At 57.5% G+C, this 16,049-nt stretch carries 15 protein-coding genes; 9 read left to right on the top strand and 6 right to left on the bottom strand.

Annotation, left to right across the window (positions count from 1 at the left end; genetic code table 11):
• Positions 1-118: 118 nt before the first annotated feature.
• The 4 genes from ACZ6ZO_RS02890 to ACZ6ZO_RS02875 are packed head-to-tail and all read right to left on the bottom strand — an operon-like array spanning position 119 to position 3,580.
• Complete coding sequence (locus ACZ6ZO_RS02890; protein WP_182386670.1) at positions 119-1,258, bottom strand: NAD(P)-dependent malic enzyme; 1,140 nt, start codon at positions 1,256-1,258, stop codon at positions 119-121.
• 9 nt (positions 1,259-1,267) lie between these two features.
• Positions 1,268-2,764, bottom strand: a complete 1,497-nt coding sequence (locus ACZ6ZO_RS02885) for a carboxyl transferase domain-containing protein (RefSeq protein WP_465290398.1) — start codon at positions 2,762-2,764, stop codon at positions 1,268-1,270.
• Between the two features lie 58 nt (positions 2,765-2,822).
• Entirely contained in the window at positions 2,823-3,317 is a 495-nt protein-coding gene (locus tag ACZ6ZO_RS02880; RefSeq protein WP_465290396.1) for a hypothetical protein, read from the bottom strand.
• Between the two features lie 2 nt (positions 3,318-3,319).
• Positions 3,320-3,580, bottom strand: a complete 261-nt coding sequence (locus ACZ6ZO_RS02875; protein WP_182386667.1) for a helix-turn-helix transcriptional regulator — start codon at positions 3,578-3,580, stop codon at positions 3,320-3,322.
• A 100-nt stretch (positions 3,581-3,680) separates the two neighbouring features.
• Between ACZ6ZO_RS02875 and ACZ6ZO_RS02870 the strand changes: the two genes are divergently transcribed.
• The 6 genes from ACZ6ZO_RS02870 to ACZ6ZO_RS02845 all read left to right on the top strand — a co-directional run bounded on the left by ACZ6ZO_RS02870 (position 3,681) and on the right by ACZ6ZO_RS02845 (position 10,785).
• Positions 3,681-4,553, top strand: a complete 873-nt coding sequence (locus tag ACZ6ZO_RS02870; RefSeq protein ID WP_465290394.1) for an aldo/keto reductase — start codon at positions 3,681-3,683, stop codon at positions 4,551-4,553.
• Positions 4,554-5,309: an enoyl-CoA hydratase gene (locus ACZ6ZO_RS02865; RefSeq protein WP_182386665.1), complete on the top strand. Its 756-nt coding sequence runs from the start codon at positions 4,554-4,556 to the stop codon at positions 5,307-5,309.
• A 21-nt stretch (positions 5,310-5,330) separates the two neighbouring features.
• Positions 5,331-7,637: an HAD-IC family P-type ATPase gene (locus ACZ6ZO_RS02860; RefSeq protein ID WP_465290391.1), complete on the top strand. Its 2,307-nt coding sequence runs from the start codon at positions 5,331-5,333 to the stop codon at positions 7,635-7,637.
• 327 nt (positions 7,638-7,964) lie between these two features.
• Positions 7,965-8,309: a DUF485 domain-containing protein gene (locus ACZ6ZO_RS02855; protein ID WP_465290390.1), complete on the top strand. Its 345-nt coding sequence runs from the start codon at positions 7,965-7,967 to the stop codon at positions 8,307-8,309.
• A gap of 10 nt (positions 8,310-8,319) precedes the next feature.
• Positions 8,320-9,936, top strand: a complete 1,617-nt coding sequence (locus tag ACZ6ZO_RS02850; RefSeq protein WP_465290388.1) for a solute symporter family protein — start codon at positions 8,320-8,322, stop codon at positions 9,934-9,936.
• Between the two features lie 69 nt (positions 9,937-10,005).
• On the top strand, positions 10,006-10,785 hold the full coding sequence (locus ACZ6ZO_RS02845; protein ID WP_465290386.1) for a hypothetical protein: 780 nt from the start codon (positions 10,006-10,008) through the stop codon (positions 10,783-10,785).
• Here the strand turns inward: ACZ6ZO_RS02845 and ACZ6ZO_RS02840 are convergent.
• Positions 10,774-11,643: a DUF1906 domain-containing protein gene (locus tag ACZ6ZO_RS02840; RefSeq protein ID WP_465290384.1), complete on the bottom strand. Its 870-nt coding sequence runs from the start codon at positions 11,641-11,643 to the stop codon at positions 10,774-10,776. The two genes, ACZ6ZO_RS02845 and ACZ6ZO_RS02840, sit on opposite strands and share 12 nt — an antisense overlap.
• Before the next feature lie 259 nt (positions 11,644-11,902).
• Between ACZ6ZO_RS02840 and ACZ6ZO_RS02835 the strand changes: the two genes are divergently transcribed.
• The gene (locus ACZ6ZO_RS02835) at positions 11,903-13,156 is read left to right on the top strand and encodes a hypothetical protein (protein WP_465290382.1); all 1,254 of its coding nucleotides are present in this window, start codon (positions 11,903-11,905) and stop codon (positions 13,154-13,156) included.
• Between the two features lie 62 nt (positions 13,157-13,218).
• Here ACZ6ZO_RS02835 and ACZ6ZO_RS02830 read toward each other — a convergent pair whose 3' ends face one another.
• Positions 13,219-13,347, bottom strand: coding sequence for a hypothetical protein (locus ACZ6ZO_RS02830; protein ID WP_465290380.1), 129 nt, complete (start codon positions 13,345-13,347; stop codon positions 13,219-13,221).
• A gap of 743 nt (positions 13,348-14,090) precedes the next feature.
• Between ACZ6ZO_RS02830 and ACZ6ZO_RS02825 the strand changes: the two genes are divergently transcribed.
• Both ACZ6ZO_RS02825 and ACZ6ZO_RS02820 read left to right on the top strand, forming a co-directional pair.
• Positions 14,091-15,119 carry a DUF6414 family protein gene (locus ACZ6ZO_RS02825; RefSeq protein ID WP_465290378.1) on the top strand — a complete coding sequence of 343 codons (1,029 nt, stop codon included), beginning with the start codon at positions 14,091-14,093 and terminating at the stop codon, positions 15,117-15,119.
• Positions 15,120-15,280: 161 nt separating this feature from the next.
• On the top strand, positions 15,281-16,024 hold the full coding sequence (locus ACZ6ZO_RS02820) for a hypothetical protein (RefSeq protein WP_465290376.1): 744 nt from the start codon (positions 15,281-15,283) through the stop codon (positions 16,022-16,024).
• The last annotated feature ends 25 nt before the right edge of the window (positions 16,025-16,049 follow it).

Below are 16,049 nucleotides of genomic sequence, written 5' to 3'. Positions count from 1 at the left end.
TTCCGGTGGGAACGCTTCGATTTAAATCTAGCTAACTGCAATGATTATCGATAGTATCTTTATCGAACTGTTACTTTTGGGAATGATGCACTAATGCCTGCCACTTGTTGTTATATTCCTACGCTAACGCAGCTGCTTTCACGGCCTTAGCCACGGCCGGCGCTACCCGCGGGTCGAGCGGGGACGGCACTACGTGTGTCGCGTCGAGGTTTTCCTTAGCGATTTCCGCGATTGCGCGGGAGGCCGCAAGTTTCATGGTCTGGGAAATCTCCGTGGCCCCCGCTTCCAGTGCGCCCTTAAAAATGCCGGGGAAGGCGAGCACGTTGTTGATCTGATTAGGCAGATCAGAGCGTCCGGTGGCGACGACGGCGCCGTAGCGGGCTGCGAGTTCTGGCGCGATCTCCGGGGTTGGGTTCGCTAGCGAGAATAGGATCGGGTCAGGGGCCATGAGCTGCAGTTGCTCTTCGTTGACGTGGCCGCGGGAGAGGCCGATGAACACATCGGCGCCCAGCATAGCGGCCTCCAGTCCGCCGGTGATTCCCTCTGGGTTGGTGATGGCAGCTAGTTCCTGCTTGACCGTGTTCAGGGGCGAACGATCCTGGTGGATAATGCCCCGGGAATCCACCATCACGATATGGCGGACGCCGGCGGCGATGAGCATTTTGGCCGTCGCTACGCCTGCCGCTCCCGCACCGGTGATGACTACCTTGAGGTCGCTCAATGCGCGGTCGAGCAGCTCGCAGGCGTTGCGCAGCGCTGCGGTGATGACGATGGCGGTGCCGTGCTGGTCATCGTGCATGATGGGGATCTCGAGGGCTTTGATCAGGCGCCGTTCCAGTTCGAAGCAGCGGGGCGCAGAAATGTCCTCGAGGTTGATGGCGCCGAAAGAGGGGGCCAGGCGCACGATCGTATCGAAGAGTTCGTCGGTGTCGGTGGTGTCCAGGACAATCGGGATGGCGTTGAGCCCGGCGAAACGACCGAATAGCTGCGCTTTGCCTTCCATGACGGGGAGCGCGGCTGCAGGGCCGATGTCGCCGAGGCCGAGGACGGCGGTGCCGTCAGAAATGACCGCGACGTTTTTTCCCGCCCAGGTGTACTCGCGTGCCAGCGCGGGATCGTCGTGGATCGCCTCGCAGACCCGGGCTACGCCTGGGGTGTAGGCGATCGAAAGATCGCGGGTGGTTTCGAGGGGGCGAGTGGAAGAGATCGTCAGCTTGCCCCCGCGGTGCGTGTCAAAGATATCCTGGTCGCTGATCATTTCTTAATGCTACTGTAGCGTCGCTAACTTTTCGTAGTGTCGGAAACGCTCCTCTCGGCCAACTCGCTGCGGATTGTGATCCAGTTCCCATAAAGTGTGGCTGACGGTGGCCAAAACGCGGTCGATAAAGGCCTCCGGCTCGTCCGCGGCATCGCCAATCTCAGGGATGATAGCGTCCACAATTCCCGCCTTGAGCAGTGCGGATGCGGAAACATCCTGTTCTTCCATCATCTGTGGTGCGTGTTCTGTGTCACGGTAGATGATCGCGGACGCCCCTTCTGGGGGAAGCGGGGAGAGCCACGAGTTGCTTGCGGCCAGTACCCGATCTGATGGCAGCATCGCGAGCGCACCGCCGCCACAGCCCTGGCCAAGGATGATGGAGACAGTGGGTACATCCAAATCCACCAGTTCACCCAGGGTGCGCGCGATGGATCCGGCCATGCCATGTTCTTCTGCGTACTGGGACAGTTCTGCGCCAGGGGTGTCAATGATTGACACCAATGGCAGCTGGAGCTGGTGCGCGAGCGCAATGCCACGACGGGCCATGCGCAGTGCCTCGGTTCCCAGTGGGTGCTCACCCAGCGGCGGCTGCTGGTGGCGATCTTGCCCAATGAGTACCACAGGGCGGCCATCCAATTGGGCCAGGGCCACCGTCACAGCAGGGGAGCGTCGGCCATCACCGCTGCCAGAAAGGTAAATGAGCTTCGCGCGCAGCTTCGTGACGATATCCTGCACCCCAGGACGATCAGTACGCCGGGTCCGCTGGATGGCATCCCACACGCTCTCCGGCTCGTGAGGTTGCACTTCGGGAAGTGTGGGTTGCTGAGAGGGCACGGTGGATAGCAGAACCTCATTGATCTTCTTGACCGAGGCGCGTAGGTCCTTTGGAGAGACCACACCGTCGATAACACCACACCGGGCCAGGTTCTCGCCCGTCTGGACACCCTCCGGCATCGGGGTCCCCGTGGTGAGCTCCACCACTCGTGGCCCCAGGAAACCCAACAGTGCATCTGGTTCGGCGAAAGTGAAGTGACCTGCCGAACCCCACGAGGCCATCACGCCACCGGTCGTGGGGTTGCGCAGATAGACCAAGAAAGGAAGGTGCTGATCCTTATGGCGGTAAACGGCGGTGGTGATAGACACCATGAGTGCAAAAGCGGGGGTGCCTTCCTGCATGCGGGTGCCACCGGAGCTGGGGGAGATGAGAAGCGGTAGCTGCTGCGCGGTTGCGCGGTGGATGCCGTCGATAATGCGGCGTGCAGTGGCGGCACCGATGGAGCCGCCGAGGAAGCTGAATTCGCTGAGGATCGTCGCTACGCGACGGCCATCAATCGTCCCCTCACCAGTAATGACGGACTCATCCACGCCGCTTTTTTCCCGGGCCCGCTCGAGGGTGGCGCGGTAGTCGTCGGAAATGTCGCCGTACTCAGGAGGGGTGTCCCAACTGATGTAGGAACCTGGGTCGAGAACTTCGGTGATTAAGTCATGTGCGCTTGTGCGAGTCATGTCTTAAACGTAGCGAAACCCACACGTAGTTCGTGTGGGTTTCTTACTAATGGGGGTATTAATCCTCGTCGGGTTTGTTCCAGGCGAGAGCGAGCGCTGGATAGCCGCCCACAGTCAAGGTGGTCAGCAGGAGCAGGTAACCAGCGACGAGGTAGACGGAACGCGGACTTATTGTCAGGTCAGGAAGAACTGCCCCCAGGGCAATAAGGAAGAATGCAAGAGCTGCACCAAAGAAACCGTAGAGGCGGAATGCGAAAGAACGGTAGCCTTCCAGGCGCTCGAATTGGTACTCATCGAGTGCTTCCGGTGGGGCTTGGTCCTCGCAATCAATGGTGATGCGGATCATCGTCCAAAGTACAGCCAGAGCTCCGAGGCCGGCGGTCAAGGTGAGCAGATAGAGGTTGGATGCCGGAATGAGTAGGACGCCCAGAGTAGTAAGGGCGGCGATGAGCACGTAGGCGTTCACCAGCATTCGGCGGCGTGCTTGGCTGCGCCAGCCAGGAAGCTGGCCTGCGGTGCGCTGTTGTTGTTTGCGGTATGTTTCGAGCTTCATGACTATTTCTCCTGGTAGATCTGCGTGGACATGGGGGTGAACTCCGTGCGGGAGAAGATGGCTTCGATGGGGAGCTGGAATGCCTCTGAAAGGTTCATTGCGAGGTCGAGGCTGGGGTAGTGGTCGCTTCGTTCCAATGCGCCGACCGTTTGAACGTTGACTCCGATGATCTCAGCAAGTTGGGCCCGGGAGAGCCCACGCTCGGTTCTGAGTAATCGGATCCGGTTAAATATTGGTTTTGTAGGTTTCTTTGCTGGGCTCATGCTTCAAAGTGTTGTATAAACCCAACAAAATGTCAAGGTTGGGGGAGAAGTTTTTAGAAAGCCCCTGCGCAACAGCGGTGGGGCGCGCTACATTGGCGATATGACAGACACCACCTATAACCCCATGATTGTTTTCCGCGACGGCACAGAATTCCCGCAAGTGGGATTTGGAACCTGGCAACTTTCACCAGAAGATGCGGAACGCTGCGTACGTCGCGCCATCGAAGTGGGCTACCGACACATTGACACCGCAGCCATTTACCAAAACGAAGAAGCAGTAGGGAAAGCGATCCGCGACGCCATCGCTGCTGGTGACGTCACCCGCGATGAAATCTTTGTTACCTCCAAGCTGTGGCACAACCAGCAGGGAGAGGACACTGCTACTGGCTTCCACCAGACCCTGGAACGCCTCGGCCTTGACTATCTTGACCTGTACCTCATCCACTGGCCCTGGGCGTCCGCAGACCGGTATGCCCAATCTTTCGAGAACATGGCAAAGATCCAGGGGATGGGCACTGTCCAGTCCATCGGTGTATCTAATTTTTACCCACAGGTGCTCGATGATCTGATCGAGCGCACCGGCGTGGTCCCGGTATGCAACCAAATTGAGTTGCACCCTGGCTTTTCCCAGCAGGAGCTGCGTGAGTATCACTCGAAACACAAAATTGTCACCTCAGCGTGGTCCCCGTTGGGGTCGGGAAAGATCATCGACCTTCCGGAAGTTACTGACATTGCAACGGAGACCGGCAAGACGAATACGCAGGTTATCCTGCGGTGGAACCTGCAGCTCGGAAACATGGTGCTGCCACGTTCCAGTAATGACGAGCGGATCGCGGAAAACTTTGAGATCTTTGACTTTGAGTTATCCCCAGCCCAGATGGCGGTGCTGAGCGACCTTGATCGCAGCGAAGAACACGGTCGCCTGGGCGCTGACCCAATGACCTTCCCAGAACCACTCGAGGAGAACAACTAGATGTCACACCTGAACAGCGCGATTGATGAGAAGGTCTTGGTCCTGACGATTGATCGCGATGAAAAGCGGAACGCACTCAACACCGAACTGTGCATGGATATCGCAGAATTAGTGGGTGAAATCACCCTGGACAATGAAGCGCCGATCCGCGCCGTACTCATTCGGGGTGAGGGCAGGGCCTTTTGCGCCGGGGCTGACCTCGGTAAGGAAGACGGGGGCGTCTACGGTGGTGGCTTCCTCACCAGCCTGCAGCACATGCTCACTTCCATCATGAACTGCCCAGTCCCGGTCATCGCGGATATTCAGGGACCGGCCGTCGGCGCCGGCGTGCAGCTTAGCCTCGCCTGTGACCTGCGGGTGGTGGGAGAAAAGGCCTGGTTCCAGGTGCCACCGGCGAAACTTGGGTTTGCCCTGGACAACTGGACTATTCGTCGTTGCGTGCAGCTGCTGGGTGGCTCAGTCACCCGTGGGGTGTTGCTGGCGGCGCAGAAAATGGATGCGCACGAAGCTCACAATGTTGGGTTTGTGCATCTGTTGGGGGACGCCGATGCTGCGCTCGAATACGCACACGAGGTGTCTCGAAACGCTCCACTATCCATGAAGCACCTGAAGAACGTCCTCAATGATGAAGGCTTCGGCTTTGACCTGTCGCCAATGCAACAACAGGACTATGAAGCGGCCTGGAACAGCGAAGATGCTAAAGAAGCGCGCCAGGCCCGCAGCGAAAAGCGAGCACCTGAGTTTAAGGCTCGCTAACCTGCACTAAAATTAGGTCACATGAGTTTTGTGACCTCCGAAGACGGTTTGACCAGCGCAGAAGTAGCTCAGCGACGCGAACAAGGCGCAGTCAATCACGTGGTACGCAAAACGGGGCGCACAGTCAGTGAGATTGTGCGCTCTAACGTGTTCACCCGCATCAATGCCATCCTGGCGATCCTCTTTGCCATCGTGATGGTCACCGGAAGTTGGATCAACGGCGCATTCGGATTGTTGATCATCGCGAACTCCAGCATCGGCATCATCCAAGAGCTCCGCGCGAAACGCACCCTCGACCGCTTGACCATTTTGGGGGAAAGCAAGCCGCGCGTGCTTCGCGACGGCACCACCACAGAAATCTCACAGAGCGACATTGTGCTCGACGACCTTATCGAGGTCGGCTCGGGGGAGCAGATTTTGGTGGACGGCGTCGTTAAGCAGGCTAACGAGCTGAAAGTGGACGAATCGATGCTCAGCGGAGAATCGGACCCGGTACGCAAGAAAGCCGGTGATGAGGTTCTTTCCGGGTCGTTCGTTGTCGCTGGTGATGGCACGTTTCAGGCGACGCGGATCGGGGAAGATTCCTATGCTGCGAAGCTGGTCGCGGAGGCGGGGGAGTTTCGGCTTACGGATTCGGAGCTGCAAAAGGGCATCGACAAGATCCTGAAAATCATTGGATGGCTGCTGATTCCCACGGGCGCGCTGACAATCTGGACTCAGCTGTGGCGCACGGGCGCACCGGTGAAGGAAGCGATCCTGGCGATGGTTGCGGCGCTCGTACCCATGGTCCCGGAGGGGCTGGTCCTCATGACGTCGATTGCGTTTGCCGTGGGTGTGGTCCGGCTGGGACGTCGGAAAGCGCTGGTCAACGAGCTAACTGCGATTGAGTCCTTGGCGCGCGTGGACACCGTCTGCGTGGATAAGACGGGCACGCTGACGGAAAATCGGATGGAGCTGCTGAAGATTCAGCCGTTGGGGGAGACGGATGTGCAGCCCGTACTACGCGCGATGGTGGCGGCGGATAAGCACCCGAACGACACAATGCAGGCCATCGCTGCGGGCCTGGATGACGGAGAAACTCCGCAGCTGGTGCGGGTGGAGCCCTTTGATTCCGCCCGGAAATGGTCCGGCGTGGACCTGGGGGAGCGCGGCAAATGGGTGTTGGGCGCGCCCGAGGTGCTGTGCGATGAGGACGCGGTGCTCCATGCGGTGGCTGGCCAGCTAGACCAGGGGCTGCGGGTGCTGCTCGTGGCGCAGGTCGCTGAGTTCGGGGATCGGCCGACACCGCAGGCCATGGTGATTTTGCAGCAGAAACTACGCCCGGACGCTCGGGAGACTCTGGAGTACTTTGCTCACGAAGACGTCACGGTGAAGGTGATTTCGGGTGACAACGCGGTGTCGGTGTCGGCTGTGGCGCGTCAGGTGGGGATCGAAGGGGAAGCCATGGACGCTCGCGACCTCACCTCGGACACCATGGGGGAGCAGGTGGCGAAGGCACGGATTTTTGGTCGGGTGAAGCCGGATCAAAAGCGCGCCATGGTGGTAGCGATGCAGGCGGAGGGCCACACGGTGGCGATGACCGGCGATGGCGTCAATGACGTGTTGGCGCTCAAGGCCGCCGATATTGGCGTGGCAATGGGGGCGGGAGCTCCGGCAAGTAGGTCGGTGGCGCAGGTGGTGCTGCTGGACAACACCTTTGCGACGCTCCCGCACGTCGTTGCGGAGGGCCGCCGAGTGATCGGGAACATTGAGCGGGTAGCTAACCTGTTTTTGACCAAGACAATCTACTCTGTGGTGGTTGCGTTTGTGCTGGGTGTGGCGGGACTTACGTATCCCTTCCAGCCGATTCACGTGACCATGATTGGCTGGTTCACGATCGGAATTCCGGCGTTCGTGCTCTCGCTTGCACCGAATACGGAGCGTGCGCGTCCAGGGTTTGTGCGGCGCGTGTTGTGGCTGGCGATTCCGTTTGGTGTGCTGATTGCGCTGTTCACCATGGGTTTTTGGTTCGCGCACTATCCGGCGGAGTTTGGGGGAGTGGAGCATCGTCAGGTGGCGACGGCGACGCTAGCCGTGCTGCTCATCATGGCGATGTGGGTGCTCGGCGTGGTCGCGCGGCCGTGGCGCTGGTGGAAGGTGCTTCTCATCGGGGCCGGGGCCGTGGGGTATGTCCTGATTTTTTCGGTGCCGGTGCTTCAGCGGTGGTTGCTGTTGGACTCTGCTAACGTGCCACTGCTTATCGACGCCATCCTCACGGGCCTCGTGGGCGCGGCAGCGATCGAGGGGACTCGATGGCTGTCTCGGTGGGTGGACAATCGGCGTCGCTAGCGCAACACAAAGTTGGCTTTTGTGTCGGTTGCAAAGCCTTAGATCGCAATGAGTTAAACATTAACAACATTTGCAAACTTGCTTCAGTTTTCCATGTGGGGGTGCTTGGCAAATCGCCATTTGTCCAGCTAGGTGGCAAAGTCGGGGGTGCTCACTTAGCTAAATGGCAAATTCTTTAGTCATCAACTTCACAATTGCAATGTGAGCTGGGTAACTTTTCATGCATGCGGAATTTGTGACTGGTTGCACACTGTCAAGCCAGTTAATCTCTGGTCACTCCCGTAGCCCTTTTTAAGTTGAAATTGAGAATTCGAGAGGACTTCCACGATGAGCACTGGTACACACGCCCCGCTCACGCGTCGTGAGCCTACGGCCGCGGAATTTCGCGCGATGCAGACGAGCCAACAGTTTAAGGAACTGCGTTCCACTTTCCGCAACTTTACCTTCCCTATGTCGGTGGCCTTCTTCGTGTGGTTTGTCGGCTACGTATTGGTAGCTACCTACATGCCGGAAGCAATGGGAACCAAGTTGCTGGGTGAAGTTAACCTCGGCATCATCTTGGGTCTGCTCCAGTTTGTGACCACATTCCTGATCACCTGGATTTACATCAAGTACGCCAACAAGAACATTGAGCCGCGCGCTGCCGCGATTCGCCAAGAAATGGAAGGGTAGGTAGGCGACCATGAATACCACTGCGATCCTTGCCGCCGAAGGTAATACTGGCAACCCAATCCTTAATATCTCCGTCTTCATCATCTTTATCGTGGTCACCATGGGTATCGTGATGCGCGCAGGTAAGAAGACCTCCGAGGCGTCCGACTTCTACACCGGTGGTGCGTCCTTTAGCGGTACCCAGAATGGTCTGGCTATCGCGGGTGACTACCTCTCGGCCGCGTCCTTCCTCGGTATCGTCGGTGCGATCGCGCTGACGGGTTACGACGGATTCCTTTACTCCATCGGATTCTTCGTCGCGTGGCTGGTGGCGCTGCTGCTGGTGGCAGAGCCACTGCGTAACGTGGGTAAATTCACCATGGCGGACGTGCTGTCCTTCCGCTTGCGTCAGAAGCCAGTGCGTCTGGCCGCGGCGATGGGCACCTTGTTCGTGTCCCTGTTCTACCTGATTGCCCAGATGGCAGGCGCGGGCTCGCTGGTGGCCGTGCTGCTGGACCTGCATGGCAAGACTGAGCAGGCCATCGTCGTGGCGGTCGTGGGCATCATCATGATTGCCTACGTGCTGATCGGTGGTATGAAGGGCACCACCTACGTCCAGATGATCAAGGCTGTGTTGCTGGTCGGTACTGTCGTGATCATGACTGCACTCGTGTTCTTCGCAGTCAAGGGTGGTCTGTCCGAGCTGTTCGCCAAGGCTGTGCAGGCGCACAACGGCAATGAGGCGCTGCTCAAGCCGGGCATGAAGTACGGCAAGACGGAGATTTCCAAGCTTGACTTCGTCTCCCTGGGACTGGCACTGGTGCTCGGTACCGCGGGTCTGCCACACGTTCTGATGCGTTTCTACACCGTGCCTACCGCTAAGGAAGCACGTAAGTCCGTGACCTGGGCAATTATCCTCATCGGTTCCTTCTACCTGATGACCCTGGTCCTCGGATACGGCGCAGCTGCCCTGGTTGGTCCGGACGTCATTAAGAAGGCTCCTGGTGGTGCGAACGCAGCAGCTCCATTGCTGGCACTGGAACTCGGCGGTTCCTTCTTTATGGCCATCATTTCCGCAATCGCCTTCGCTACAGTTCTTGCTGTGGTGGCTGGCCTGGCAATTACCGCCTCTGCTTCCGTTGCGCACGACGTCTACCACTCCATCATCCGTAACGGTCAGTCCACGGAAGAGGAGCAGGTCCGCGTCTCCCGCATCACCGTGGTGGTGATCGGTGTCGCTGCAATCATCCTCGGCATCCTAGCGATGAGCCAGAACGTGGCCTTCCTGGTGGCGCTGGCGTTCGCTATCGCAGCATCCGCTAACCTGCCTACCATCCTGTACTCCCTGTACTGGAAGAAGTTCAACACCACCGGTGCTGTGGTCGGTATCTACGCCGGCCTGGTGTCCGCCCTGGTCCTGATCATCTTCTCCCCAGCGGTGTCCGGTAGCGCGACCTCGATGTTCCCAGATGCGAACTTCGCTTGGTTCCCACTGGCGAACCCAGGCATCGTCTCCATCCCGATGGGCTTCCTCGGTGGTATTGTCGGCAGCCTGCTGGGTAAGCCAGACAACCTCGATGACCTGCAGGCCGAGATGGAAGTTCGTTCCCTCACCGGTGTTGGCGTGGAGGCTCCGGTCGAGCACTAAGATCGGATCTCGACGTTAACTAGCCCGCACTTAAGCTTCGCGCTTGGGTGCGGGCTAAGATCATTTTTCGTGGCTAGTCGTATGTTTGAAGTGTTCCGCTGGACAGTGTCATTGTCCGCAGTGGCGGGACTCATCGGGGGAACGTTGGCGGTGAAAGAATGGTCGCAGCCTGAGCCTCCTGAGCCCACGGTAGTGGCGAAGACTGAGGCACAAGCCGATTACATCGCGGTGGATCAGCTGGATAACTTTCGGGACTTTCCCGGTGGCTCGCAGATGACGCTCGTGAAGCTTCGCACAGGCGAGCATGTTGGAAGCGCCACGGAACGCTTTCCCCGCCCGGCGCTCAGCCTGGCGAAGCTGTATCTAGCCGACTACGTCTTCGAGCACGGCGATGACAACGACCGTGACAAAGCACGCGAGATGATTGAGCGGTCCAGTGACTCCTTGGCCTATGAGCTGATTGAAAAGTACCCGGAAGCGATCTCAGCCACCGCCCGCAAGTATGGGCTGTGGTCCACACGGGCGGGCGAAACATGGGGGTTGAGCACGACCTCGACATACGACGTGGTGAAATTCGTCCAGGCCAAGTTAGAGCAAGACCCCACATCGCCGGTGCTGGAGGCTATGAAGGCGAGCGCCGCTATCGCTGCAGATGGCTATGGGCAGGATTATGGCACCGCAAAGCTCCCCGGGGCGCAAGGAACAAAGTGGGGATGGTCCAACTGGTACGACCTCCACTCCTCGGTGACATTCGGGGAGGATTTCGTGGCGGCCGCCGCGGTCTATGGCTCCGCGAGCGACCTCACGGCGCTGGTGAAGCGCTATATGGAACCGGAATTAATGCGATAGCCCCTGGGCTTTGTTGATGAGCTGGACGGCGTCGTTAAGCTGCTGCTGGCTCGGCAGTGGAATGTCGGCGGGAAGCAGGTAAGAGAGCGGGTTGGCGGCTGCGGGGCCGTAGCCCGGCTTCCACTGACCCCAGTCGTGGGCGTAGACGTTGTTGATATCCACCTCGATGCCATCGATCGTGTCTTTCAGGCCGGATTTTTGGTGGATGGTGGTGAGTGGGTGGATGCGCCCCTCGGAGCCCCAGTCGTGCATCCAGAAGTACTCGCCGAGCCCGTCCTTGGAGGCCCACTCAATGACGTTGTAGTTGCCGTATACGCCTAGCTTGAGGTTCGCGGCGGCCAGTGCGGTTTTGAAGGCGGTGAGGTAGGGGCGGATTTGGCCGTCGTACTGGGCGCGGGTGGGGTTGTCGTCGATGGCGACATAGATCGGGCGACCAGCGGGGCCGCCGGCGGCGGAGTGTAGGGAGATGGCCTTGGGGGCGTGCGTTGCGGCGCCGGCAGCGCCCTGGAGCCAATCGGCGGTCTCGGCGCGACCGAACTGGTACACAGACGCGACTTCCAGCCCAGCGTCGGCATAGGCCGTGGCTTCCTCTTTACGAACCGGCTTGCCCTTCATCCACTCGGCGCCAGGGCGACGCTCCGACACGTAGCGCACCGCGCCGAGGTGCCCCTTCGCCTTCACGTCCTTCGCGTTCGGCACGCCGGCGGAGTAGTCAATCACGGTGCCAATCGGTGCGCCCAGGGCTTGCGCCTGAGGCAGCTTAACGACGCCCCCTAACGCAATCGGGGCAGCCGCCGCAAGGGCGGAAGCCTTGAGAGTTGCTTGCAGGAAAGCGCGACGGGACAAATGCTGAGACATGACACTCCAGGGGTTTTAGTGAACTCGCGAGTTGAGTTCTAACACTTCAGTCACAATATCAACAATGGTGGGGGAGCGCTAGGGAGAAAGAGGGCATAGAGGGTTTCAGCTTTCTCCACTACCAACACACACGCATCCTGATCCCATCGCCGCTCCCATGAAAAGTTGGCGCTCGTCCCATGAGGGGTGCTGAGCTGGGTATACGATGCGGTTGTCCACAGATGGGGCCGAGTGCCACAGAACCAGTAGGTTTGAAGCTATGAACCACTTTGTGCCTGATGATCTGTTCAAAATCGCCACAGGAGCAAACCTCAAACTAATCGACGCGGCGACTCGTCCCGCCCGTGAACTTGCCTCCATGTCCGTCTCGGGTTTTGACGTGTCGTCGCTAGGGTTATTGGGGGCCATCGGCCCGCAGCCCAACTTTATGGGCAATGACTACACCAAGTACTTGGCCAGCTCGGGGCTGTCGGTCGCAAACAACCCCCTGGCGTCGATGGCTCCCGACCTCGCCAAAAAGCTCACGGGCGGCTTTGGTGCAGATATTGCTCAGGCTGCGATTGTGCCTGCGGTGGAGGGAGTTGCTAGATCATTTTGGCCTGAAACCCTAACCGGCGCCATAGCCGGGGCATCGGCGCTCGCACAGAACGCCGAAAGGTTGGGCGCTGCAAGTGGGGCTGCTTTGGGCGCGTTTACCATCGGGTACGAAAAGCAGCTTGGTGCAGTTCATGAAGCGTTTCAGTCTGTCTTTGACAGGGTTGTTAAACAGCCGGATTTTCGGACGCTACGAAAGACCTTCCTTCCACCCAACCTCGTAGACCTCGGCCCCGAGTTCTCACTGCACGATGTGTGGGATTTTGTGCAGGAATACGGTGTGCCCTTGTTGTTCGTTCCCCGTGCTCGAATAGCCGCGCGTCTTTTGAGAGCGCAGGACAAAGGCGGAGTCAGGGACGTGCTTGGGAAGGAGTTTGACAACCTCGTTGATGATTGCGAGACAGCAGTGGATCAGGTTAAGTCGGTAGAGCTATCTGAATATGTTGAGTTTGTTAACGACGCAATTGGTTCAATTCGCGCAGGCCATACGAGGTCAGCGCAGGCAATGTTGACCGTCCTCCTGGACACATTTGCCTACCAGCAAAACCCGCTTGCATACAAGGCCTCGAATAAGAAAGAGGCCAAGAGACTGTTTTCGATGGGAATCTCTGCGTACAAGCCCGACCGAAAAGAAGAAGATCAGGTCGAACTTGAGGACGAACTCACTATCCGCGCTGCAATGGTGTGGTACCCAATTCGCAATGTCCACTATCTTTTTGACCGAGATGTGGACGAGACGGTGCCACATGATTACGGTCGCCACCCCAGCACACATGCGGTGTGTAAGAGGCAATACACGAAACGAAACTGCGTACAGGTCCTCATGGTGGTGTGCTCGCTGTTGGCACATGTAAATGTCGAGAAGCGCAGACAGGAAAAACACAAAGCACAGATGCAGGCAGCTGTTTCCGCGTCGTAGAAGTGAAAGTAGCGCCGGTGCGAGTTTGTCTTGCACCGGCGCTACCCGCCTTTTTCGTGTCCCTAGTTCGCGGACTTCACGGCTGCGGACATCGTTATGAGCCGGGGCCAGGACCCGGCTTCCTTGATTGTGTCCTCGTAGGCGATGATGTACCCGACTTTGAGTGCGCCCATGTCCTCGTGGCTGGCCATGAGGACATGGGCGCTGGCACTCGTCCCACGAGGGTTGGTGAGCTGGTCGAATAGGAATCGGGGTAGGTACTATCCGATCCGTCGGGCCCGCCCCACATTCTTTATGTTTCGCTTACGTCCTGGCATACCTTTGAACCTCGTCTGTCCCTTCGCGGGTGACGTGACTGTTCTGCGTCCGCGGGTGACCGGATTGAATCGACGCGGGTCAAGAGGCTGTGCGTTGGCATCCAGCGTCTGGTGATGGATCGCGCTCATTTCGCTCCAGAAGCGTTGCCGCACCTGTTTCGTTGCGGTATCTCGTTCATTCTGAGGGCATCTCCTCGCTCGTTCCAGAACCTTCACGTATCGTTTCCAAGCGCTAATCTCAGCGGGCAAAACTTTGCTCATGTCAATGCTTCTACCGCACTTGTCCGTAGGGACGTGATAGGTGGTGGATCAATCGACTTCACTTAGATCGCGTGTTCCATGCGTACCTGCATGTTGTCCGTCCCTCATGATTTACTGAGCGTGTACTACTTGTTGGACCTACGAGGGGGACTCCGTTGACTAATGAGCCGCGCCTGCCAAAGCACATCAACCTTGACGAATTGATCGCCAAGCGACTGTCGGAGGACATTACCTACGCTGAATATCGTGATGTCTCCAGTTGGACTCGACTACGGCTTGTTTGACACAGAGAAGTAGCTGCACCTGGATGCGCAAACTCGTGGGATAGCGCACTGGGGTGTGGTAGACCATATTTTATGGCTGGCAAAAAGACTCAGAGCAAAAACGAAAACAAGACTCCGACTGTCGTCGTTTACCAGAACCCAGATTTTGTTTCGGGCCTTCTTCAAGAAATCTTCAAGAAGGGTCTGTTGGAGTACTCCGAGTTGAACGAAGGGTCGGCCAAAGACGGGAAAACTGATACGGCTGGGACGGTCAACGCCAAGGCCGACGGAGGTGCGAAGATTCCGCTTCTAGGCCAAGCTGGACTTGATTTTGGAGGAGACCTCACCCGGCGACATATCGAGAGTGAGGAGGTCTCCTCAACCGACCGCAAGAAGTTTGTTTACTCACAGTCTTTCTTCCTGGATCAAGTTAGAACTGCTCTTCGTGAGCGCAATCATATTCGGCCCGTGAAGGGTCTGGGGGACGTAAAGAATTGCAAGGTGGGAGATTTTGTTGAATTTGATGCCTGCTTTGTCCCCAACGAAGCTAATGTCCTGCTGGACATTCTGACCCCTGACCTGACAGCCGAAATTGCCCGCTACACGCGAAGGTCGGAGGGACGAAAAGAAGTTGAGCAGCTAGTGGATCAGGCTGACAATGCGCGAACGGAAATCTCGGTGGACAAGATAAGTTCGATTCGGGCGCTTCGAGAGGCGGAAGCAAACGACCAGGCCGACCTTGCTGCTGCAATCGCAAAGGCTTTCAGGCAGGACTTCCGGGGAGATACCACCAAAGAATTCTATGCCGAAATTGGATCGGGAGATGACAAAATTACTGCTGTTGCCGTGTGTGAGGCCGAGTACTTCACATCGAAGGACAGTGATCGGCTGCTAGATGGTCAATTCACTGTACTGGCAAAGGTAATTTCTGGTGTCAAAGAGGATGTCTCAATTCTGGAACGAAACAAGCTGTTGAACAGGTTAAATGTGGAAACTTTGGAGGAGTTGCTACTTAGGCCGCTTGCGAACCAGGACGAGGTATCCGAATATGTAAACCTTCGATTCAAGTCAACCATCGAGGGGGCCTCGGTAACGGTGCTACCAATTGCAGTGTACGTGTAACCCCACGCCACGCCCAGTTGATAAGCCCTTTTGCTTGTATTGGAGCATGGTCGGCCAGATCAGGTAAAAAGAATCCCGCCAAGGCGAAAAATGCCAGGGCGGGGTATCTCTTTTGGTACGGTTTTTAACCCGTTTTCTGTCCCCGAGAATACACTAGAATTGTGAAAGCACAAACCGGACGCGCAATAACTAGCGCCATCAGCTCGAATCGGTTTCAGACCTACCTCAATGCTGCGAATGGGAACAAGGAACGCGCGTTGGAGCTCTACCTCTGGAATGTGGAGGCAGCAGCCGCTGTTATTTCGACAACCGGAATGGTAGAAGTTCAGTTGCGAAACTCGATCAATGTTGCTCTGCAAAAGTGGAATATGGAGCAGCCGGTAACTACACCGGGACGTACTCGCGCTTATTCTGCGGACTGGCTAACTGATCCTGCGCCAAAGCTCGCCCAAATTATCAGTAAGCCAAACCAGAAGCCGCTGTGGGAAACTGCGCTGAAAACAATGAAAGACATCAACGGGAGCGTTACAAAGCCAAACCCAACTCACGATGATTTGGTGGCCGGTCTAACGCTAGGGAGTTGGACAAGTCTCCTTCCGATTCCGACTGCTGGTTCGAGAAATGCGCGAGTACATATTTGGGAAAACGCGCTACAGAGCAAATTTCAGTCGAGGTCGAAACACAAACAGTATCCATGTGAGAATCGAAACACTGTCTACTACTGGGCAAATTGTGTGAGGTATGGACGGAATCGTGCAAGTCATTTGGAACCTCTTTTGGACACTTCAGAATTGCTGTTGTTTCATAGAACCTCCATCCGACTTCTACACTCGATGAACGCCGATACAGCATCTTGGCTTGCAGGCCAGGCGTATATTCCGAAAGTAATGCGAAGGCGACCGTAGAGATATAAGTCTTGCCCAAGTGGGT

Source organism: Corynebacterium sp. NPDC104732, from assembly GCF_055583565.1.
This window is presented reverse-complemented; position numbering and strand designations above follow the sequence as displayed.